This window comes from Klebsiella sp. FDAARGOS_511 (assembly GCF_003812845.1).
Taxonomy (GTDB): Bacteria; Pseudomonadota; Gammaproteobacteria; order Enterobacterales; family Enterobacteriaceae; genus Klebsiella; species Klebsiella grimontii.
In genome coordinates, this window is record NZ_CP033824.1 from 1,536,778 (window position 1) to 1,558,086 (window position 21,309).

Genomic DNA, 21,309 nt, shown 5'->3' on the forward strand with positions numbered 1-21,309 from the left:
CGCTGTAGATGACTTTAGCTCGCGCAGCATAGCATGTGATGGCCGCCGCGCGTGAGGACGTATTTTGACAAGAAAACGGGGTGATTGTCAGCCCACAAGTGCGTATAAACTCACATTAAGTCGCATTCTGGCAAATAAAAAAGGCACATCTTGCGATGCGCCCTTGTACTTCGTCACAGACCCCAGTGGGGAAGTCGATCAGTTTACCGCGTCTTTCAGCGCTTTACCTGCGCGGAAACCCGGTACTTTAGCAGCAGCAATGGTGATTTCTTTGCCTGTTTGCGGATTGCGACCAGTACGGGCAGCGCGCTCTTTAACAGCAAAAGTACCAAACCCTACCAGCGCAACGTCATCTCCAGCCTGCAGAGATTCAGTAACAGAAGCGATTAAAGCATCTAACGCACGTCCAGCTGCGGCTTTAGAAATGTCCGCACCGGCAGCAATTTTGTCAATCAGTTGAGATTTATTCACTGTTCTCTTCCTCTCTTTATAATTTATATCGCACCAGAATCCTTCGTGGTGCGACCGCGCAGCAGTTATATCAGGACTGTCATGCCCTTACAACAGAGTTGTAATTGACCCCCCTGCCAGCGATCTAAGTTAGCTACACAAAAAAAGGCTGGCAAGTACGAATTTACTTACCAGCCCTATTTTTCTTAGCGCTATTTGCGCGAAATCACTATTTTGCCGTGACGACTTCCATTCCAAACGGTTCGTTCTGCAGCGCAAGTGCCAGAACTTCCTCGATTCGTTTTACCGGATGGATATCTAAATCAGCGATAACGTTATCCGGAATTTCTTCAAGGTCGCGTTTATTTTCATCAGGAATCAGAACAGTCTTAATGCCGCCACGATGCGCGGCCAACAGTTTTTCCTTCAGACCACCAATCGGCAATACCTGGCCACGGAGGGTAATCTCGCCGGTCATCGCCACGTCAGCGCGTACCGGATTACCCGTCAGGCAGGAAACCAGCGCGGTGCACATCGCGATACCGGCGCTTGGACCATCCTTCGGCGTAGCGCCTTCCGGCACGTGAACGTGAATATCACGTTTTTCGTAAAAGTCTGAGTTAATACCCAGCTTATCCGCACGTGAACGAACCACCGTCAACGCCGCCTGGATGGATTCCTGCATGACTTCACCCAGTGAACCAGTGTAGGTCAGCTTGCCTTTACCCGGAACGCAGGCGGTTTCAATGGTCAGCAGATCGCCGCCCACTTCCGTCCACGCCAGGCCGGTCACCTGACCTACGCGGTTTTCGCTATCCGCACGGCCATAGTCATAGCGCTGCACGCCAAGGAAATCGTGTAGGTTGTCGCCATTAATCTCGATGTGTTTCAGCGACTTATCCAGCAGAAGCTGTTTCACTGCTTTGCGGCACAGTTTCGAGATTTCGCGCTCCAGACCACGCACGCCCGCTTCACGGGTGTAGTAGCGAATGATGCCGATAATCGCGCTATCATCCACCGTCAGCTCGCCTTTCTTGAGCGCGTTACGCTCAATCTGTTTTGACAGCAGATGGCGTTTGGCGATGTTCAGCTTCTCATCTTCGGTATAGCCGGAGAGGCGGATCACTTCCATACGATCCAGCAGCGGCGCCGGAATATTCATGGAGTTAGAGGTCGCAACGAACATCACGTCGCTGAGATCGTAATCCACTTCCAGATAGTGGTCGTTAAAGGCCACGTTTTGTTCCGGATCCAACACCTCGAGCAGCGCCGATGCCGGATCGCCGCGCATGTCAGAAGACATCTTGTCGATCTCATCCAGCAAGAACAGCGGGTTTTTAACGCCCACTTTAGCCATTTTCTGGATCAGTTTGCCCGGCATTGAGCCAATATAGGTACGGCGGTGACCGCGGATTTCCGCTTCATCGCGCACGCCGCCCAGCGCCATACGCACATATTTGCGTCCGGTTGCTTTGGCGATAGATTGGCCGAGAGAGGTTTTACCTACCCCCGGAGGCCCAACCAGGCACAGGATCGGCCCTTTAAGCTTGTTAACACGGCTCTGCACCGCGAGGTACTCAAGAATACGATCCTTCACGCGCTCAAGGCCGTAGTGATCGGTATCGAGGATCTCCTGAGCCTGACGCAGGTCTTTTTTAACCTTGCTGCGGGCGTTCCACGGTACCTGCACCATCCAGTCAATGTAGCCGCGAACGACGGTGGCTTCCGCCGACATCGGGGACATCATTTTCAGTTTTTGCAGTTCCGCTTCGGTTTTCTCTTTTGCCTCTTTCGGCATTTTCGCCGCGTCGATCTTACGCTTCAGCGCTTCGTTCTCGTCCGGAGCGTCATCCATCTCGCCGAGCTCTTTTTGAATGGCTTTCATTTGCTCATTCAGATAGTACTCGCGCTGAGATTTCTCCATCTGCTTTTTCACGCGGTTACGAATACGCTTTTCAACCTGCAGCAGATCGATTTCCGACTCCATCATCGCCATCAGATATTCCAGACGTTCGTTCACGTCGGACATCTCCAGCACGGACTGTTTGTCCGCCAGCTTCAGCGGCATATGCGCAGCGATGGTATCCGCCAGACGCGCCGGATCGTCGATGCTATTGAGCGACGTCAGCACTTCCGGTGGGATTTTCTTGTTCAGCTTGATGTAGCCTTCAAACTGGCTGATGGCGGTACGAACCAGCACTTCCTGCTCGCGTTCGTCAATCGCCGGCGATTCAAGATATTCCGCTTTCGCCGAAAAATGCTCGCCGTTATCAGACAGCGCAGAGATGCGCGCACGCTGTAAACCTTCGACCAGCACTTTCACAGTCCCGTCCGGTAGCTTCAGCATTTGCAAAATAGACGCCACGGTCCCGACGGTGAAAAGATCGTTTACACCCGGCTCATCCGTCGAGGCTTCTTTCTGCGCAACCAGCATGATTTTTTTGTCATGGTCCATGGCTGCTTCGAGACAACGGATAGATTTTTCCCGCCCTACAAACAGGGGTATGACCATGTGCGGATAAACCACCACATCGCGCAACGGCAATACGGGGATTTCAATGCGTTCAGAACGCTCAGGATTCATAGAGCTCTCTCTTAGTTTAAAGTCCGCCAGGTAGCCGACGACGCAATTCAACGACGCGTCGCCGTTAATATGTAAACCAGTATATGGGGATGTATTCCATACATTCAACGGCGGGAATGCAGGAAAAATAAAAGGGGAGATAAAATCCCCCCTTTTTGTTAACTGCTTGAGCAAACTGGTTAATTATTCACCAGACGCCTGCTGCGCTTCCGGTTTGCCGTAAATCAGCAGCGGCTTGCTCTGACCATCGATAACCGAAGCGTCGATGACCACTTTTTCCACGTCTTCCATTGACGGAAGATCGTACATGGTATCGAGCAGCGCGGCTTCAACGATAGAACGCAGGCCGCGAGCACCGGTTTTACGCGCCATCGCTTTCTTAGCGATAGCGTCCAGCGCTTCGTCGCGGAACTCCAGCTCGGCGCCTTCAAGGCTGAACAACGCCTGATACTGCTTAGTAAGGGCGTTTTTCGGCTCTTTGAGGATCTGAATCAGCGCTTCTTCGCTCAGCTCGCTCAGGGTCGCCACCACAGGCAGACGGCCAATGAACTCAGGAATCAGACCAAACTTGATCAGATCTTCCGGCTCAACCTGGGACAGCAGTTCACCTTCGCTGGCTTTATCGGACTTCGCCTTAACCGTCGCGCCGAAACCAATGCCGGAGCCGGTTTCGACACGGTGGGAAATGACCTTATCCAGACCGGCAAACGCGCCGCCGCAGATAAACAGGATTTTAGAGGTATCAACCTGCAGGAACTCCTGCTGCGGATGCTTACGCCCGCCCTGCGGCGGAACCGCGGCCACGGTACCTTCAATAAGCTTCAGCAGCGCCTGCTGCACGCCTTCGCCGGAAACATCGCGGGTGATCGACGGGTTATCCGATTTACGGGAAATTTTGTCAATCTCATCAATGTAGACGATACCGCGCTGGGCTTTCTGCACGTCGTAGTCGCACTTCTGCAACAATTTCTGGATGATGTTCTCCACATCCTCACCCACGTAACCCGCTTCGGTCAGGGTGGTGGCATCAGCCATGGTGAAAGGCACATCCAGCAGGCGCGCCAGCGTTTCCGCCAGCAGCGTTTTACCGGAGCCGGTTGGCCCGATCAGCAGAATGTTGCTTTTACCCAGTTCAACGCCGTTGCTGGTGTCGCCATTGCGCAGACGTTTGTAGTGATTGTATACCGCCACTGCCAGCACTTTTTTCGCCGGCTCCTGGCCGATAACGTAATCGTCCAGATGGTGGCGAATCTCGTGGGGAGTCGGCAATGCACTGCGCTCGCGATGCGGCGCGACTTCTTTAATTTCTTCGCGAATGATGTCGTTACATAAATCAACGCATTCGTCGCAGATATACACGGATGGCCCGGCGATTAGCTTACGCACTTCATGCTGGCTTTTGCCGCAAAAAGAGCAGTACAACAGTTTGCCCGAACCATCTTTGCGTTTATCTGTCATGAGTCCAAACCTCTTATTAAGTTCTTTGTGCCGCACACGACGACGCAAATGCCATTCTCAGGCGCAAACCGCTGGAAAGCGTTGTGCCGCCCTCTTACAAACAAGTATAGCGGCCCCCTTGCGCCCGGGGCATCAATTACGATGAGTCAAAATGGAGTCGACGAGGCCGTATTCCACTGCTTCTGAGGCAGACAGGAAACGATCGCGCTCGGTATCACGCTCGATCTGCTCAAGGGATTGACCCGTATGATGTGCCATTAGTTCATTCATGCGGCCTTTCACTTTCAGGATTTCGCGGGCGTGGATTTCGATATCCGTCGCCTGGCCCTGATAGCCGCCCAGCGGCTGGTGAATCATCACGCGGGAGTTCGGCAGACAGAAACGCTTACCTTTAGCCCCAGCGGTCAGCAGGAAGGCGCCCATCGAAGCCGCCTGCCCCATACAAATAGTGCTGACGTCCGGTTTGATGAACTGCATAGTGTCGTAAATCGACATCCCGGCGGTAATCACGCCGCCCGGAGAGTTAATGTACAGATAGATATCTTTTTCCGGGTTTTCCGCTTCCAGAAACAGCATCTGCGCCACGATCAGGTTAGCCATGTGATCTTCTACCTGGCCAGTCAGAAAAATGACGCGCTCCTTGAGCAGACGGGAGTAAATATCAAATGAACGTTCGCCGCGTGAGGTCTGTTCAATGACCATCGGCACCAGGGCCATATGGGGTGCAAAGTTGTCTCGTTCGCCACTGTATGACATTTCCGTCTCCTGGATTAATTTGAAAAAAACCGCTGCACTGATTGTAACCTTACGGACGGATTATCAGCCAGAATTTCTGCCATCGGGCAGAAGTGCATTGATGCACGCTTCATTACGGCGCATGGTTATACCGCTGCGGTTACGTCTCCCGGTTATGGGGATGACGTTGCCTTAATTCAAGCATAACAATCTTTTGTCGTAACGCTATCACTGAAATCGCCTTTTCGCACGTATCCTAAGGCTATCATTGCAATAAAAAAACCCGCGGCCTTTCGGCAACGGGTTTTTACTCAAACCTTAAACCTTGCGGCGAAATTACGCTTGCTGGTTCATCAGTTCGCTGAAGGAAGTGGCTTTTTCAGACACTTTAGCTTTCGCCAGCACGGCTTCAACAGCCTGCTCTTCCAGAGCGACGTTGCGCATGTTGTCCATCAGCTCTTTGTTTTTGCTGTAGAACTCAACGACTTCTTTCGGATCTTCGTAAGCGGAAGCCATCTCTTCGATCAGGCCTTTCACGCGATCTTCGTCAGCTTTCAGCTCGTTGGTACGAATCACTTCGCCCAGCAGCAAGCCAACAACAACGCGGCGTTTAGCCTGCTCTTCGAACAGCTCACGCGGCAGTTCCAGAGCCTGTTGCTCGTTACCGCCGAAACGCTGAGCAGCCTGGCGGCGCAGAACGTCGATTTCGCTGTCAATCAGCGCAGCTGGAACATCGATATCGTTAGCTTTAACCAGACCTTCGATAGCCTGAGATTTAACGCGGTTACGCACAGCGCCTTTCAGCTCGCGCTCCATGTTTTTACGCACTTCAGCGCGCAGACCGGCTACGGAACCATCTTCAACGCCGAAACGCTTGATGAACTCTTCAGTCAGCTCTGGCAGTTCACGTTCTTCAACTTTCTTCAGGTTGATAACGAACTTAGCCGCTTTACCTTTCAGGTTTTCAGCGTGGTATTCTTCCGGGAAGGTCACGTCGATGGTGAACTCTTCGCCAGCTTTGTGGCCTTTGATACCATCTTCAAAGCCCGGGATCATACGACCCTGGCCCATCGCCAGTACGAAGTCAGAAGCTTTGCCGCCTTCGAACTCTTCGCCGTCAACGGAACCGGTGAAATCAACGGTAACGCGATCTTCGGCATCAACAGCGCCGTCTTTGTCTTTCCAGTTAGCCTGCTGCTTACGCAGAGTATCCAGCATGGTGTCAACGTCAGCGTCGGTCACTTCAACAACCGGTTTTTCAACTTCGATCGCTTCCAGACCCTGCAGTTCAACTTCCGGATAAACTTCGAACTCGACCGCGTAGGTGAAATCTTCACCCAGCTTGTATTCGCCCGGAACATAGTTCGGCGCGCCGGCCGGATTAATTTTTTCTTTGATGATCGCGTCAACGAAGTTACGGCTCATCAGGTCACCCAGCACGTCCTGGCGAACAGATGCGCCATAACGCTGAGCAACAACATTCATCGGCACTTTGCCTTTACGGAAGCCGTCAATGCGAACTTTTTTCGCTACGTTGACCAGCTCGCTTTTGACAGCATTCTCGATGCTGTCAGCGGCGATAGTAATCGTTACACGGCGCCCAAGGCCCTGAGTGGTTTCAACTGAAACTTGCATCTTGTTACCTCAAAAAAATCACAGTGCTCGGTCAACTCTGGAAGCGCGAACAGGTTGCTTCGCAGAACCGGGATGCCCTCTTCAAATCAGAAACACATTCCCTGTCGTCAGAATCATCCCGAAGACATTCATAATAAAAGACGCGGCATTATAGCGGCATCACTTTTGTGAGTCGAGAACGGTTGTCGCCCACTGCTGCGGCTTTTTTCACATTTCCCGAGCAAATTTGCCTGTAAAAAAGCGCAAGCTGCACATTTTCCAGGCAAAACAAAACGGCCCGCAGGCCGTTTTCTCATAAATCTTCACGCAACATACTGGAAAAGCTCCAGCGGTTGCAAATGCGATTTCTACGCGATACTCCCAGCCCCGCGACAAGGAGGAGAAGCAAAGACGGTATCCTGTAGCCCTTCCCACTCTTTGATTGTGTAGGTATGCAACGCCAGAGCGTGCACGGTGCTTGATAGTTCCTCAGTCAACGTTCCGTAAATCATACGGTGACGATTAAGAAAACGCTCGCCAAGGAAGCGATCGCTCACCAACACCACTTTAAAATGACTTTCAGAGCCCGCAGGAACGTTGTGGCGATAACTTTCATCCACGACTTCAAGATACACCGGGTCGAACGCTGCCCTAAGTTTTGCTTCGATCTGTTCACGTATCATCATGAATTTTCTCCTCCGACAACGCTGTATTGCCGCCATTCCCTTTAAATGTTAGCCGCTTTTACCGCTTCCATTGGGCGAAAACAACAAAAAATTGGCATTCCTCTGATATTTTCATGCAAAAGTATCGGCTTTACTGGTCTGGTATCCTGAAAGCCCCATCTGAATTGCGATATGCGATGCTGCAAGGACAGAAAACGCACAAGACGATGAATTTACATGCGTTGCCACTTCCCCTTGCCGTTGGCGATGTTATGATGGCGGGAATTGTCCTCATTACTACTCCCATGCGTTGAGACCCTGAACATGTTTAAGAAAATTCTTTTGCCTTTGGTCGCGCTGTTTATGCTGGCCGGATGCGCCACTCCGCCGACCACTATTGATGTATCACCGAAAATTACCCTGCCGCAGCAGGATCCCAGCCTGATGGGCGTGACCGTCAGCATTAACGGCGCCGATCAGCGTCCGGATCAGGCGCTGGCGAAAGTCACTCGCGATAACCAACAGGTTACGCTGACCGCCTCCCGCGACCTGCGTTTCTTATTGCAGGAAGTCCTCGAGAAACAGATGACCTCCCGCGGCTATATGATTGGTCCGAACGGCGCCGTTGACCTGCAAATTATCGTCAATAAACTGTACGCCGACGTGTCACAGGGCAACGTGCGTTACAACATCGCCACCAAAGCCGATATCGCCATCATCGCCACCGCCGCCAACGGCAACAAGATGACCAAAAACTATCGTGCCAGCTACTCTGTTGAAGGCGCATTTCAGGCCTCGAACAAGAATATCGCCGATGCGGTTAATAGCGTTATGACCGATACCATTAGCGATATGGCGCAGGACACCAGCATTCACGATTTTATCAAGCAAAACGCTCGTTAATTTAAGTTGCAGACCCGGCCCCGCGTCGGGTCTGCACAACAAGACATGTCCAATCATTACTTACGCATTTTTACGCAGCCAAAATCAGCGATCCTGCTGATCCTTGGTTTTGCGTCTGGATTACCGCTCGCCCTGACCTCAGGCACGCTGCAGGCGTGGATGACCGTTGAAAATATCGATCTGAAAACCATCGGTTTTTTCTCTCTCGTCGGCCAGGCCTACGTCTTTAAGTTCCTCTGGTCGCCGCTGATGGACCGCTACACGCCGCCGTTTCTCGGCCGTCGTCGCGGCTGGCTGCTGGCAACCCAGTTTCTGTTACTGATTGCTATTGCGGCGATGGGATTCCTTGAACCCTCCACGCAGCTGCGCTGGATGGCGGCGCTGGCGGTCGTCATCGCCTTTTGCTCCGCGTCTCAGGATATTGTGTTTGATGCGTGGAAAACTGACGTGCTGGCCGCGGAAGAGCGAGGCACCGGCGCGGCAATCAGCGTGCTGGGCTATCGTCTGGGGATGCTGGTTTCCGGCGGGCTGGCGCTATGGCTGGCCGACCGCTGGCTAGGATGGCAGGGAATGTACTGGCTGATGGCCGCGTTGCTGATCCCCTGCATTATCGCCACGCTGCTGGCCCCGGACCCCAGCGATGTCATTCCGGTGCCGAAAACGCTGGAACAGGCGGTTGCCGCGCCGCTTCGAGACTTCTTCGGTCGCAATAACGCCTGGCTTATCCTGCTGCTTATCGTCCTTTATAAGCTTGGCGATGCTTTTGCCATGAGCCTGACCACCACCTTTCTGATTCGCGGCGTCGGTTTCGACGCCGGCGAAGTGGGCATGGTCAATAAAACGCTCGGCCTGTTCGCCACGATTGTCGGCGCCCTGTACGGCGGCGTGCTCATGCAGCGCCTGACCTTATTCCGCGCACTGTTGATTTTTGGCGTGCTGCAGGGGGTATCCAACGCCGGATATTGGCTGCTATCCATTACCGATAAGCACCTTTTCTCCATGGCGACGGCGGTATTTTTCGAAAACCTGTGCGGCGGGATGGGCACCGCGGCGTTCGTCGCGCTGCTGATGACGCTGTGCAACAAATCCTTTTCAGCCACCCAGTTTGCCCTGCTCTCGGCGCTTTCCGCCGTCGGGCGCGTTTACGTCGGCCCCATCGCCGGCTGGTTCGTCGAGGCTCACGGCTGGCCGGCCTTCTATCTCTTTTCCGTCGTTGCCGCTGTGCCGGGTATTTTGCTGCTGTTAATTTGCAGGCGTACCCTGGAACACACCCAGCGGTCAGAGAGTTTTATGCCGCGCACGCTCTTTCCTCAGATCTACGCGCTGGCCTTAATTATTCTGGCGGTTGGCTGCCTGATGCTGGCGATATGGCTACTGCTGCTGGTGCTGAACGCGCTGGATTACACCAATTTCTCCTTCCTCGCGGGCCTGCTGGAGATCGCCGTACTCACCGCCGTTGCGGGTATTTTACTCGGCGCTTTCCTTGACTACCTGGCATTACGCAAAACCGAGCTGATTTAATCGTTACAGAAACGTTATTGGACGTTGTAATTACCATGGGTAATTATAACGTCTTATTAACGATTTTATATTTAGGCTACTGAGTTTGTTGTTTTGTGCGTTTTAGATTTCTGGAAATTATTGACAATTTTTATGCGAATCTTTAAATAATTTAAACGATTCAGCTTTACTGGTTTTATTTTCCGCTTTTATGATGTCTTTTATTTGATAATTAATTGTTAATTATTTGTGTTGTTTTGCAGATGGTTATGCTCATTCTCTTATAAACCCCCTGGTTCTTATCCCTTTCGTTATCAATCCCGCGTAAATCAAGCTTTGCAAGCGATAATGTCACACTCCGTAACATATGTGACAAGGCAAGCAGAAGCCGCTAACATAGAACAGACACAGCTCCAACTATGTTTACAGTAATGCAACCTTCCCGTAAAATGCCCGTACACTTTAAGCGCCACCAGATTCCGTGGAATTGAGGTCGTTCAATGAGACTTAGGAAATACAATAAAAGTTTGGGATGGATGTCATTAATCGCAGGCACTGTATTACTCAGTGGTTGTGATTCTGCACTCCTCGACCCAAAAGGACAGATTGGACTGGAGCAACGCTCTCTGATTCTGACGGCTTTCGGCCTGATGATGATCGTCGTTATTCCAGCCGTCTTGATGGCAGTAGGATTTGCCTGGAAGTATCGTGCGAGCAATAAAGATGCGAAGTATAGCCCGAACTGGTCACACTCCAACAAAGTTGAAGCCGTGGTCTGGACGGTTCCTATCCTGATCATCCTGTTCCTGGCCGTTCTGACCTGGAAAACAACTCACGCATTAGAGCCGAGCAAACCGCTTGCTCACGATGAAAAACCCATCACTATCGAAGTCGTTTCGATGGACTGGAAATGGTTCTTCATCTATCCGGAACAAGGTATTGCTACCGTCAACGAAATCGCCTTCCCGGCGAACGTACCGGTACACTTCAAAGTGACCTCCAATTCCGTGATGAACTCGTTCTTTATCCCACGTTTAGGTAGCCAGATTTACGCAATGGCCGGGATGCAGACTCAGCTGCACCTCATCGCGAACGAAGCTGGTACTTACGACGGTATCTCCGCCAGCTATAGCGGCCCGGGCTTCTCTGGAATGAAGTTCAAAGCTATCGCCACGCCGGATCGTGCAACCTTCGATCAGTGGGTAGCGAAAGCCAAACAGTCTGCGAATACCATGGACTCCATGGAAACATTCGACAAACTGGCTGCGCCTAGCGAATACAACAAAGTGGAATACTTCTCTAACGTGAAACCGGATTTGTTTAAAGATGTTGTTAACAAATTTATGTCTCACGGTAAGAGCATGGATATGACCCAACCGGAGGGCGAGCACGCAGCGCACGAAGGAATGGAAGGCATGGACATGAGCCACGCGGAAACCGCTCACTAAGGGGCCGAGGAAGAAAACGATGTTCGGAAAACTTACACTGGATGCAGTGCCCTACCATGAACCCATTATTGTGGTTACGGTGGCTGCAATTATCATTGGGGGACTGGCGCTTCTGGCAGCCATCACTTACTTCGGTAAGTGGTCCTACCTTTGGAACGAGTGGCTGACTTCGGTTGACCACAAACGTCTCGGTATCATGTACGTTATCGTAGCAATCGTTATGTTGCTGCGTGGCTTTGCTGACGCCGTTATGATGCGTAGCCAGCAGGTGCTGGCCTCGGCCGGGGAAGCAGGTTTCCTGCCGCCTCACCACTACGATCAGATCTTTACCGCCCACGGCGTTATCATGATCTTCTTCGTAGCGATGCCGTTTGTTATCGGTCTGATGAACCTGGTGGTTCCGCTGCAGATCGGCGCACGCGACGTTGCTTTCCCCTTCCTTAACAACCTGAGCTTCTGGTTCACCGTTGTGGGTGTGATTCTGGTTAACCTCTCTCTGGGCGTCGGTGAATTCGCGCAGACCGGTTGGCTGGCCTATCCGCCGCTGTCGGGAATTGAGTACAGTCCGGGAGTCGGGGTCGATTACTGGATCTGGGCTCTCCAGCTATCCGGTATTGGTACAACGCTTACCGGTATTAACTTCTTCGTAACGATTATCAAGATGCGTGCCCCTGGCATGACCATGTTCAAGATGCCGGTGTTTAGCTGGGCATCTCTGTGCGCCAACATCCTGATTATCGCCTCCTTTCCAATTCTGACCGTCACCGTCGCGCTGCTGACCCTGGACCGCTACCTGGGCACCCATTTCTTTACCAACGATATGGGTGGCAACATGATGATGTACATCAACCTGATTTGGGCCTGGGGTCATCCGGAAGTGTACATTCTGGTTCTGCCGGTATTCGGTGTCTTCTCCGAAATCGCAGCGACCTTCTCGCGTAAGCGTCTGTTTGGCTACACCTCGCTGGTATGGGCAACAGTGTGTATTACCGTTCTGTCGTTCATCGTTTGGCTGCACCACTTCTTTACTATGGGTGCGGGCGCGAACGTAAACGCCTTCTTCGGTATTACGACCATGATCATCGCTATCCCAACCGGGGTTAAGATCTTCAACTGGCTGTTTACCATGTACCAGGGCCGCATCGTCTTCAACTCAGCAATGCTGTGGACGATTGGCTTTATCGTGACCTTCTCCGTAGGTGGTATGACCGGCGTTCTGCTGGCGGTACCGGGCGCAGACTTCGTGCTGCACAACAGCCTGTTCCTGATCGCGCACTTCCATAACGTCATCATCGGCGGCGTAGTGTTCGGTTGCTTCGCAGGTCTGACCTACTGGTGGCCGAAAGCCTTTGGCTTCACCCTGAACGAAACCTGGGGCAAACGCGCTTTCTGGTTCTGGATCATCGGCTTCTTCGTCGCATTTATGCCGCTGTACGTGCTCGGCTTTATGGGTATGACCCGTCGCCTGAGCCAGCAGATTGACCCGCAGTTCCACCCGATGCTGGTTGTTGCAGCCTGCGGTGCGGCGCTGATCGCCTGCGGTATCCTCTGCCAGCTGATTCAGTTCTACGTGTCTATCCGCGATCGCGAGCAGAACCGTGACCTGACCGGCGACCCGTGGGGCGGCCGTACGCTGGAGTGGGCAACCTCTTCTCCTCCGCCGTTCTACAACTTCGCTATCGTTCCTGTGGTTCACGAGCGTGACGCGTTCTGGGAAATGAAAGAGAAAGGCGACGCGTACAAGAAACCGGCTGGCTATGAAGAGATTCATATGCCGAAAAACAGCGGCGCGGGCATCGTTATTGCTGCTTTCGCAACGGTGTTTGGTTTCGCAATGATCTGGCACATCTGGTGGATGGCGATTGCAAGCTTCGTCGGCATTCTGGCGACCTGGATTATTAAGAGCTTTGACGAGGACGTGGATTACTACGTGCCGGTTGCAGTAGTCGAAAAACTGGAAAATCAGCATTTCGATGAGATTAACAAAGCAGGGCTGAAAAATGGCAACTGATACTCTTGCGCATAACGCCCACGCGCACGAACACGGGCACCATGATACAGGACCGATGAAGGTATTCGGTTTCTGGATCTACCTGATGAGCGACTGCATTATCTTCGCCACTCTGTTCGCGACCTATGCCGTTCTGGTGAACGGCACGGCAGGCGGGCCGACCGGTAAAGATATTTTCGAACTGCCGTTCGTTCTGGTTGAAACCGCGCTGCTGCTGTTCAGCTCCATCACCTACGGCATGGCGGCTATCGCCATGTACAAAAACAACAAGAGCCAGGTGGTTTCCTGGCTGGCGCTGACCTTCCTCTTCGGGGCAGGGTTCATCGCAATGGAACTCTATGAATTCCATCACCTGATTGTTGAAGGTATGGGTCCGGATCGCAGCGGCTTCCTGTCAGCGTTCTTCGCGCTGGTCGGTACCCACGGTCTGCACGTAACCTCTGGTCTGATCTGGATGGCGGTGCTGATGGTACAGGTTTCTCGTCGTGGCCTGACCAGCACTAACCGTACCCGTATCATGTGCCTGAGTCTGTTCTGGCACTTCCTGGACGTCGTGTGGATCTGCGTGTTCTCTGTTGTTTATCTGATGGGGGCGATGTAATGAGTCATTCTACCGATCATAGCGGCGCTTCTCACGGCAGCGTGAAGAGCTACATGACGGGGTTCATCCTGTCGATCATTCTGACGGTTATCCCGTTTGCAATGGTGATGAGTGGCTCCGCATCGCATGCGGCTATTCTGGGAACCATCCTGGTCACTGCAGTTGTGCAGATTGTGGTACACCTCGTGTACTTCCTGCACATGAACAGTAAATCGGACGAAGGTTGGAACCTGACCGCATTTATCTTCACCGTAATCATCATTGCTATCGTAGTCGTCGGTTCCATCTGGATTATGTGGAACCTGAACTACAACATGATGATGCACTAAGAGCGGCGAGTATGTTTAAGCAATACCTGCAAGTAACGAAACCAGGCATTATTTTTGGCAACCTGATCTCCGTGATTGGCGGTTTCCTGCTGGCCTCAAAGGGCCACATAGACTATCCGCTTTTCATCTGGACGCTCCTCGGAGTATCCCTGGTGGTCGCCTCGGGTTGTGTTTTCAACAACTATATCGACCGTGATATCGATCGTAAGATGGAACGGACGAAAAACCGGGTGCTGGTCAAAGGGCTGATCTCGCCAGAAGCTTCGCTGGTATACGCCACCCTGCTGGGTATTGCTGGCTTCATGCTGCTGTGGTTTGGCGCCAACCCCCTCGCCTGCTGGCTGGGGGTGATGGGGTTTGTGGTTTATGTCGGCGTTTACAGCCTGTATATGAAGCGCCACTCCGTCTACGGCACGCTGATTGGTTCTCTCTCCGGCGCTGCGCCGCCGGTGATTGGCTACTGTGCGGTGACCGGTGATTTTGACAGCGGCGCCGCTATTCTGCTGGCTATTTTTAGCCTGTGGCAGATGCCTCACTCTTACGCTATCGCGATTTTCCGCTTCAAGGATTATCAGGCGGCGAATATTCCTGTTCTGCCGGTAGTGAAAGGCATTTCTGTGGCGAAAAACCATATCACCGTTTACATCATCGCTTTCGCCGTTGCGACCCTGATGCTCTCTCTGGGCGGCTACGCCGGATACAAATATCTGGTTGTCGCTGCGGCAGTGAGCGTCTGGTGGCTCGGAATGGCGCTGCGCGGTTACAAAGTGGCGGATGATAAAGTCTGGGCGCGTAAGCTGTTCGTCTTTTCCATCGTGGCCATTACCGCACTGTCGGTGATGATGTCCGTCGACTTTATGGTCCCGGATTCACATAATTTACTGACTATGGTTAGATAAAACCCTAATCAGCACCTGCCGAACGGCTCCCGCTTGCAAGACCGGGAGCCGTTTCTTTATCCCCCCTTCACTCTTCTGATTCATATTATGCAAATCAACTCCCTCCATTCGTTCATATCTATCGAAGTTACCTTCCTTCTCAACTCATTAGGTTCATAGAAAAATCATATAAAAATCATAGCCCTGGCCGGAACACCATCTGGTTTATCTCTATTTAGCGGTGTTAGTCTTTCGCGGTGAGCTTGTGCTCACTTATCCCGTTTAATAAGGAAATAAAAATGAAAGAATTAACATTTAACGAAATGGAGTACGTTTCTGGTGGTTTTAATTTAGTTGGCGCCGCAACCGGCTTTACCGATTTTGTGGTCAATTCCGGGCTGGGATTCAGCTCTTTTGTCGCTACCTCAGGAGCTGCATTCGCAAGCTTCGTGATCGACAGCACCGTTGAAATTGGCAAGTTTGTTGCTGGTCAAACCAACTGGAATACCTTTGTTACTAACGGCGCCAATAACTGGAATGGCTTTGTCAACACCGCGGCAAACAGCTGGTCAACATTCGTGAACAACGCTGGTGCAGACTGGAACGGCTTTATCGACACCGCTAAAGCATAATACATCGGGCAGGTACCCACCTGCCCTCTCTCTGACTACCCCACCAGCATTGCCTGAGCGCTATAAAGCAAATCCAGATGATCGCGGCACAGGGCCTCAATCGAGGTTCTGGACTGATGGCTGGTTAAGCTCAGCGCTCCCCAGTAGATCCCTTCCCGGTCTGACAGCGGTACGGCCAGCACTAGCATGCCAATTTCAAACTCCTGCTCAATCGCGGCATATCCCTGGCGGCGCACCTGGGCGATCTTCTCCAGCAGGGTCGTAACGTCGGTTACCGTATAGGGCGTGCGCTGTTCGCGTTTGATCCGTTGCAAAACATTCTCACACTCGGCTTCCGCTAACGACGCCAGCCATAGCCGACCACCAGCGGTACAGTAAATCGGCACCCGCTCCCCCAGGCGTACTGAAGTCGAGTTAAACGGCGTATGCTTACTGCGGGCGATATACACCAGCTCATCATCATCTATCACCCCCACCGAAGCGTGCTCTTCCGTCCGGCTGGCGATGTACTCAACGATCGGCCGTACCATGCGCGGGAATTGCGCTGAGTCAACATACGCCTGCCCCAGCCTCAACGCTTTGGGCGTCAGCCAGTAGTAACGTCCGTCGGTTTGCAGGTAGCGCTCGTGCAGCAGGGTAAGGAAAAACCGCCGCGCGGCGCTTTGCGTCAGGCCGCTCATTTTCGCCGCCTGCGGCACGGTGAGCCGCGGATGCTCTTTTGAAAATAGCTGGATCAGCGCCAGCCCCTTTTGCAGGCCGACGATCAGATCGCGGGGATGAATCTGGTTTTGCATACTTGTTCACACTTTCGCAACAATTAGATCGGTTTAGTGCGATTATCGCAGTAGTGGTGCGATTAACAACCAGTATGGTCGAATTCTGCGTTGTCGCTCTCAGCTTCCGCTGAAATACTTTCACAACATTCATTTAACAAAATGAGGTTTGAAATGGTCAGTGGATTCACTCAGGTCGTCGCCGTCATCGGTCACCCGATTACCCAGGTTAAATCGCCGGAGAATTTCAACCGCTACTTTGCAGACCAGCAGATGGACAGCGTCATGATCCCGGTGGATATCGCACCGGAAGCCGTTGCTGACTATCTGAAGACGCTGCGCGGCTGGCACAACATGAGCGGCGTGCTGGTCACCGTTCCACACAAACAGCGGGCCGCCGCCCTGGTCGACGAGTTAACACCGCGAGCTCAGCACCTCAATGCCATTAACGTCATCCGTAAGCTGGCCGATGGCCGTTTACAGGGCGATATGCTCGATGGCGTCGGTTTTCAGCTTGCCGCAGAGGCGCACGGCTTTAGCGCCGCCGGTAAAAAGGGGCTGCTCTCCGGCTGCGGCGGCGTCGGCAGCGCTATCGCGTGGGGGCTTTGCGAAGCAGGCATCCGTCAACTGGCGCTTTATGATCAGAATCCCGCCACGCTCCAGCTGCTTCATAACCGACTGGCGACGCATTTTCCGCACGTTCACCTTACCGATCTGCCCGCTACGCTCAACGGCCTGGATTTGCTGGTGAACGGTTCCCCGGCGGGAATGGCCGGTTTCGATCCGTTACCGCTGCCGCAAACGCTGCTGGAAACACTCCCGGTATCAGCGCATGTCGCGGACGTGGTTACCGCCCCGGTTATCACCCCGCTCCTCGACTTCGCCCGGGATCGCGGCTGCACGATCCAGACCGGGCCGGAGATGGCGCTGGCGCAGATGAAACTGATGGGGCAGTTCATCGGCGCCATTGCGCAGGAACAGGGAGCGGCGGCATGAAAAGCTGGGACGTCATCGTTATTGGCAGCGGCGCCGCAGGCTTTGCCGCGGCGGTGACCGCCTGCTGTAAAGGACTGTCGGTGCTGATGCTGGAAAAAGCTCCGCAGTTTGGCGGCACCTCCGCCATTTCCGGGGGCGCGGTGTGGATCCACGACAGCGATCAGGCGCGGAAAAAAGCAGCAGGCGGCAGCCCGCAGGAAATCGAAACCTATCTGCGGACGATTATCGGTGAGCCTCATTATCGTCAGGATCTGGTAGATGCCTTTATCGCTTCGGGACGCGAGGCGCTGGCGTTTCTGGAAAAAGAGGGGGCAGTGAAATATAACCTGCGCCCGCTCTCTCCAGATTATTACCCGGATGAGCCCGGCGCCGTTGATGTCGGACGGGCGCTGGAGGTGGTGGAGTTTGACGGGCGGGAGCTGGGTGAGCAATTTCGCGACCTCCGCTCTCCCCCACCGGGAATGCTACTGTTTGGCGGGATGATGGTTAACCGGGTTGATATCCAGCACTTTCTCGATATGCGCCGCTCCCTTAGCGCGTTCGCGCACTGCGGCAGACTGCTGCTGCGCTACGGTCGCGATCGCCTGAGGTACCATCGCGGTACCCGCCTGGCGATGGGCAACGCGCTGATCGCCCGCATGGCGACGCTCGCCTTTCGCAAAGGCATGCAGCTCAGGCTCAACGTCAACGTGCTTTCGCTGAGCGAACACAATGGCGAGGTGACCGGCGTAGAAATTGAGCACGAGGGTCAAAAGCAGACTCTTGAAGCCCGCTGCGGCGTGGTGCTGGCAGCAGGAGGTTTTGCCGCAGGCAAGCTGGCTGAACGCTATCGCCCCCAGACCCGCGAGCACTACACCATGTCCCCCGCCGCCAACGACGGCGCCGCGCTGCGCCTTGCCGCCGCGGTCAATGCACGGGAAGGGGCTGACCTGCCGTCTAACTTTTTCTGGGCGCCGGTCTCGGTTTTACAGCATCCCGACGGCACGCAAGAGCGCTTCCCTCATCTGGTCACCGATCGCGCCAAACCCGGCGTGATTGCCGTCAACCAGCGCGCGGTGCGCTTCGTGAACGAGTCTAACTCTTATCACCACTTCGCCAGCGCCATGCAAAGCCGGGCAGAAAATGCCCCCTGCTTTCTGATTTGCGATGCCCTGGCCATGAAGCGCTACGGCCTCGGCCTGGCGCGCCCTGCCCCGGTCAATAATGACGCGCTGGTGAAAGCGGGCTATCTGCATAAGGCCGATACGCTGCCTGAACTGGCGCAGCGGCTCGGGCTGGATCCGCATACGCTCGCTGAAACGGTGGCTCGCTATAACCGCGATGCCGTTCAGGGCCTCGACCCGGCGTTCACCAAAGGCGGCAACAGCTATAACCGAGCGATGGGCGACCCTGGCCACCGGCCAAACGCCTGTAACGCTCCGCTGACCCGCGCGCCGTTTTATGCCGTCACCCTCTATACCGGCGATCTCGGTACCTCACGCGGCCTGGTCACTACCGCCGATGCTCAGGTGATTAACCAGCAGGGTGAACCGATTAAAGGCCTCTACGCCGTGGGTAATGATATGGATTCGATGATGGCCGGAACCTATCCCGGCCCCGGCATTACGCTCGGCCCGGCGCTCACCTTCGGCTATCTCTCAGCCAGCCATATGGCGCAACAACACGCACTGTAAACAGGAGAAGATCATGATCTATGAAAAACGCACCTACACCATCAATCCGTTGAAAATGGCCGACTGGCTGGCGCTGTACAAAAGCGATGCTTACGCCGTGCAAACCGAGCATCTCGGTAAGCTCATCGGTTTCTTCTTTACCGAAATTGGCGTGGTCAATCAGGTGGTACATATCTGGGCCTACGAGAGCCTCGACGATCGCCTGGTGCGTCGGGCGCGTATGGCGCAGGACGAACGCTGGCTGACGTTCTCGCGCAAAAACCGCGAGCTGGCCGCCGTCGAGCGCCTGGAGTCGGTGCTTCTGCGCCCCACTGATTTTTCACCACTGCAATAAGGAGAGAGTTATGAGCGGGCAGATGAACGTGGATGTTCTGGTCGTCGGCTCCGGCGCTGCGGGGCTCTCTGCCGCCGTCACCGCCGCGCTCGGCGGCGCCAGCGTGCTTGTTGCAGAGAAAGAGTCGGTCATTGGCGGCACCAGCGCCTGGTCCGGCGGCTGGCTGTGGATCCCGCGTAATCCGCTGGCGCGTGAGGAGGGTATTGAAGAAGAACCCGACGCGCCGCTCGCTTATTTACGCCATGAAATGGACGGTGAGCCTGCCGATGCGCGTCTGCTCGCTTACTTACAGTACGGACCGGAGATGATCGACTTTTTCCGCCGCCGCACCGCCGTGCAGTTTCTCTCCGGCAGCAAAATGCCTGATTTTCATGCTTCGCCAGGCGCTGCGCTGGGCGGCCGCTCAGTCACGGCACAGCCTTTTGACGGGCGGTTGCTGGGCGACTGGCTACATCGCCTGCGGCCTCCGCTGGAGACCATCAGCCTCGCGGGGATGGGCATTGCCGGCGGTACGGATATGGCGCACTTTTTTAACGCCACCCGCTCAGCGCGCTCGGCGCTGTACGCCACCCGCCGCCTGCTGCGTCACGGTTGGCAGCGGCTGCGCGCCGGCCGCGGACAGCATCTGGTTAACGGCAACGCGCTGGTCGCCCGCCTCCTGCGTTCGGCGCTGGATGCGGGTGTGAATTTTCAGCTTAACGCGCCGGTAGAACGTCTGCTCACCGACAACAATGGCGTTACGGGCGCGATAGTACGTAGCGACAGCGGCGCGCTGGAGGTTCGCGCCGGCGCGGTGATCCTCGCCTGCGGAGGCTTTCCCCACGACAGGCAGCGTCTGGCCGAACAGGTGCCGCACGCCGCCAGCGGCTACGGCCACTTTTCCGCCGCGCCTCCGGGGAATCAGGGGGATGGCATTCGGCTCGGCGAAACGGTCGGCGGCCAGTTTGATCATTCGCTCAGGCACGCCATGGCCTGGGCGCCAGTGTCGCGTGTTACCCTCGCCAGCGGAGTGCAGCTCCCCTTTCCGCATCTGATTGAGCGCGCGAAACCCGGCTTTATTGCCGTGTTGCCCAACGGCAAACGCTTCACCAATGAGGCCGACTCTTATCATGATTTTATTGCCGCGCTGCTGGAGGCGACGCCGCCGGGCGACACGCCGCAGGCGTGGTTGATTGCCGACAGCCGGGCGCTGCGGCGCTACGGATTGGGCCATGCTCGCCCCTTCCCGTTTACCCCAGAGGCCTGGCGCAGGACCGGATATCTGCAGACGGGCGAAACGCCGGAAGCGCTGGCAAAAGCCTGTGCCATGAATCCGCAACAGCTAACGGAAACGATCGCCCGGTTTAACGACTTTGTAGACCAGGGCGAGGATAAGGATTTTCAGCGCGGCGCATCGGCATACAACCGCACGCAGGGCGATGCCAGTCGCTCTTCGCACCCAACGCTTGGGAAGCTCAGCCATGCGCCTTTTTATGCGGTACGCATTTTGCCCGGCTCGCTGGGCTCCTTCAGCGGATTAATCACCGATGAAAATGCGCGGGTTCTCAACGCGCAGCAGCAGCCGATTCAGGGGCTTTTCGCCGTCGGCAACGACATGTCGAGCGTGATGCGGGGATTCTATCCCAGCGGCGGTATCACGCTGGGTCCGGCGATGACCTTTGGTTATTTGGTCGGAAAAAACCTGGCAGAAAATATAAATAAAACAACTCAGTAAAAGCATTCCAC

The 21,309-nt window shown here is 54.4% G+C and carries 19 protein-coding genes; 12 read left to right on the forward strand and 7 right to left on the reverse strand.

What is annotated here, in order from left to right:
* Positions 1-198: 198 nt before the first annotated feature.
* The 6 genes from hupB to bolA form a co-directional block, all read right to left on the reverse strand.
* On the reverse strand, positions 199-471 hold the full coding sequence (hupB, locus tag EGY08_RS08490) for a nucleoid-associated protein HU-beta (protein ID WP_002444653.1): 273 nt from the start codon (positions 469-471) through the stop codon (positions 199-201).
* Between the two features lie 208 nt (positions 472-679).
* On the reverse strand, positions 680-3,034 hold the full coding sequence (gene lon / locus EGY08_RS08495) for an endopeptidase La (protein ID WP_004099539.1): 2,355 nt from the start codon (positions 3,032-3,034) through the stop codon (positions 680-682).
* 183 nt (positions 3,035-3,217) lie between these two features.
* Positions 3,218-4,492: an ATP-dependent protease ATP-binding subunit ClpX gene (clpX, locus tag EGY08_RS08500; protein ID WP_004099538.1), complete on the reverse strand. Its 1,275-nt coding sequence runs from the start codon at positions 4,490-4,492 to the stop codon at positions 3,218-3,220.
* A gap of 132 nt (positions 4,493-4,624) precedes the next feature.
* Positions 4,625-5,248 carry an ATP-dependent Clp endopeptidase proteolytic subunit ClpP gene (clpP, locus tag EGY08_RS08505; RefSeq protein WP_003021624.1) on the reverse strand — a complete coding sequence of 208 codons (624 nt, stop codon included), beginning with the start codon at positions 5,246-5,248 and terminating at the stop codon, positions 4,625-4,627.
* Between the two features lie 315 nt (positions 5,249-5,563).
* Positions 5,564-6,862 carry a trigger factor gene (gene tig / locus EGY08_RS08510; protein WP_004129807.1) on the reverse strand — a complete coding sequence of 433 codons (1,299 nt, stop codon included), beginning with the start codon at positions 6,860-6,862 and terminating at the stop codon, positions 5,564-5,566.
* Between the two features lie 347 nt (positions 6,863-7,209).
* Positions 7,210-7,527, reverse strand: a complete 318-nt coding sequence (bolA, locus tag EGY08_RS08525; protein ID WP_004133447.1) for a transcriptional regulator BolA — start codon at positions 7,525-7,527, stop codon at positions 7,210-7,212.
* Between the two features lie 303 nt (positions 7,528-7,830).
* Between bolA and EGY08_RS08530 the strand changes: the two genes are divergently transcribed.
* The 8 genes from EGY08_RS08530 to EGY08_RS08565 all read left to right on the forward strand — a co-directional run bounded on the left by EGY08_RS08530 (position 7,831) and on the right by EGY08_RS08565 (position 15,808).
* On the forward strand, positions 7,831-8,409 hold the full coding sequence (locus EGY08_RS08530) for a lipoprotein (RefSeq protein ID WP_004129805.1): 579 nt from the start codon (positions 7,831-7,833) through the stop codon (positions 8,407-8,409).
* 45 nt (positions 8,410-8,454) lie between these two features.
* Positions 8,455-9,930: a muropeptide MFS transporter AmpG gene (gene ampG, locus EGY08_RS08535; RefSeq protein ID WP_004129801.1), complete on the forward strand. Its 1,476-nt coding sequence runs from the start codon at positions 8,455-8,457 to the stop codon at positions 9,928-9,930.
* 479 nt (positions 9,931-10,409) lie between these two features.
* Entirely contained in the window at positions 10,410-11,357 is a 948-nt protein-coding gene (gene cyoA, locus EGY08_RS08540; RefSeq protein ID WP_004129799.1) for a cytochrome o ubiquinol oxidase subunit II, read from the forward strand.
* A gap of 19 nt (positions 11,358-11,376) precedes the next feature.
* Complete coding sequence (cyoB, locus tag EGY08_RS08545) at positions 11,377-13,368, forward strand: cytochrome o ubiquinol oxidase subunit I (protein WP_004129794.1); 1,992 nt, start codon at positions 11,377-11,379, stop codon at positions 13,366-13,368.
* Entirely contained in the window at positions 13,358-13,969 is a 612-nt protein-coding gene (locus tag EGY08_RS08550; protein ID WP_004099525.1) for a cytochrome o ubiquinol oxidase subunit III, read from the forward strand. The genes cyoB and EGY08_RS08550 overlap by 11 nt, the downstream gene beginning before the upstream one ends.
* A complete protein-coding gene (locus tag EGY08_RS08555; RefSeq protein WP_004099523.1) occupies positions 13,969-14,298 on the forward strand; it encodes a cytochrome o ubiquinol oxidase subunit IV in 330 nt (109 codons plus the stop codon). The genes EGY08_RS08550 and EGY08_RS08555 overlap by 1 nt, the downstream gene beginning before the upstream one ends.
* A gap of 11 nt (positions 14,299-14,309) precedes the next feature.
* The gene (gene cyoE, locus EGY08_RS08560; RefSeq protein ID WP_004129778.1) at positions 14,310-15,197 is read left to right on the forward strand and encodes a heme o synthase; all 888 of its coding nucleotides are present in this window, start codon (positions 14,310-14,312) and stop codon (positions 15,195-15,197) included.
* Between the two features lie 278 nt (positions 15,198-15,475).
* Positions 15,476-15,808, forward strand: a complete 333-nt coding sequence (locus tag EGY08_RS08565) for a hypothetical protein (protein WP_004129776.1) — start codon at positions 15,476-15,478, stop codon at positions 15,806-15,808.
* A 35-nt stretch (positions 15,809-15,843) separates the two neighbouring features.
* Here EGY08_RS08565 and EGY08_RS08570 read toward each other — a convergent pair whose 3' ends face one another.
* The gene (locus EGY08_RS08570; protein ID WP_004129774.1) at positions 15,844-16,602 is read right to left on the reverse strand and encodes an IclR family transcriptional regulator domain-containing protein; all 759 of its coding nucleotides are present in this window, start codon (positions 16,600-16,602) and stop codon (positions 15,844-15,846) included.
* A gap of 153 nt (positions 16,603-16,755) precedes the next feature.
* On the opposite strand from EGY08_RS08570, the gene EGY08_RS08575 reads away from it, so the two are divergent.
* Genes EGY08_RS08575 through EGY08_RS08590 form a run of 4 tightly spaced genes read left to right on the forward strand, consistent with a single transcriptional unit; the run spans position 16,756 to position 21,298 of the window.
* Positions 16,756-17,577 carry a shikimate dehydrogenase family protein gene (locus EGY08_RS08575; RefSeq protein ID WP_004129772.1) on the forward strand — a complete coding sequence of 274 codons (822 nt, stop codon included), beginning with the start codon at positions 16,756-16,758 and terminating at the stop codon, positions 17,575-17,577.
* The gene (locus tag EGY08_RS08580; RefSeq protein WP_123828404.1) at positions 17,574-19,250 is read left to right on the forward strand and encodes an FAD-dependent oxidoreductase; all 1,677 of its coding nucleotides are present in this window, start codon (positions 17,574-17,576) and stop codon (positions 19,248-19,250) included. The genes EGY08_RS08575 and EGY08_RS08580 overlap by 4 nt, the downstream gene beginning before the upstream one ends.
* A gap of 13 nt (positions 19,251-19,263) precedes the next feature.
* Positions 19,264-19,584: an NIPSNAP family protein gene (locus EGY08_RS08585; RefSeq protein WP_004099512.1), complete on the forward strand. Its 321-nt coding sequence runs from the start codon at positions 19,264-19,266 to the stop codon at positions 19,582-19,584.
* A gap of 10 nt (positions 19,585-19,594) precedes the next feature.
* Positions 19,595-21,298, forward strand: coding sequence for an FAD-dependent oxidoreductase (locus EGY08_RS08590; protein ID WP_049114705.1), 1,704 nt, complete (start codon positions 19,595-19,597; stop codon positions 21,296-21,298).
* Positions 21,299-21,309: the final 11 nt, after the last annotated feature.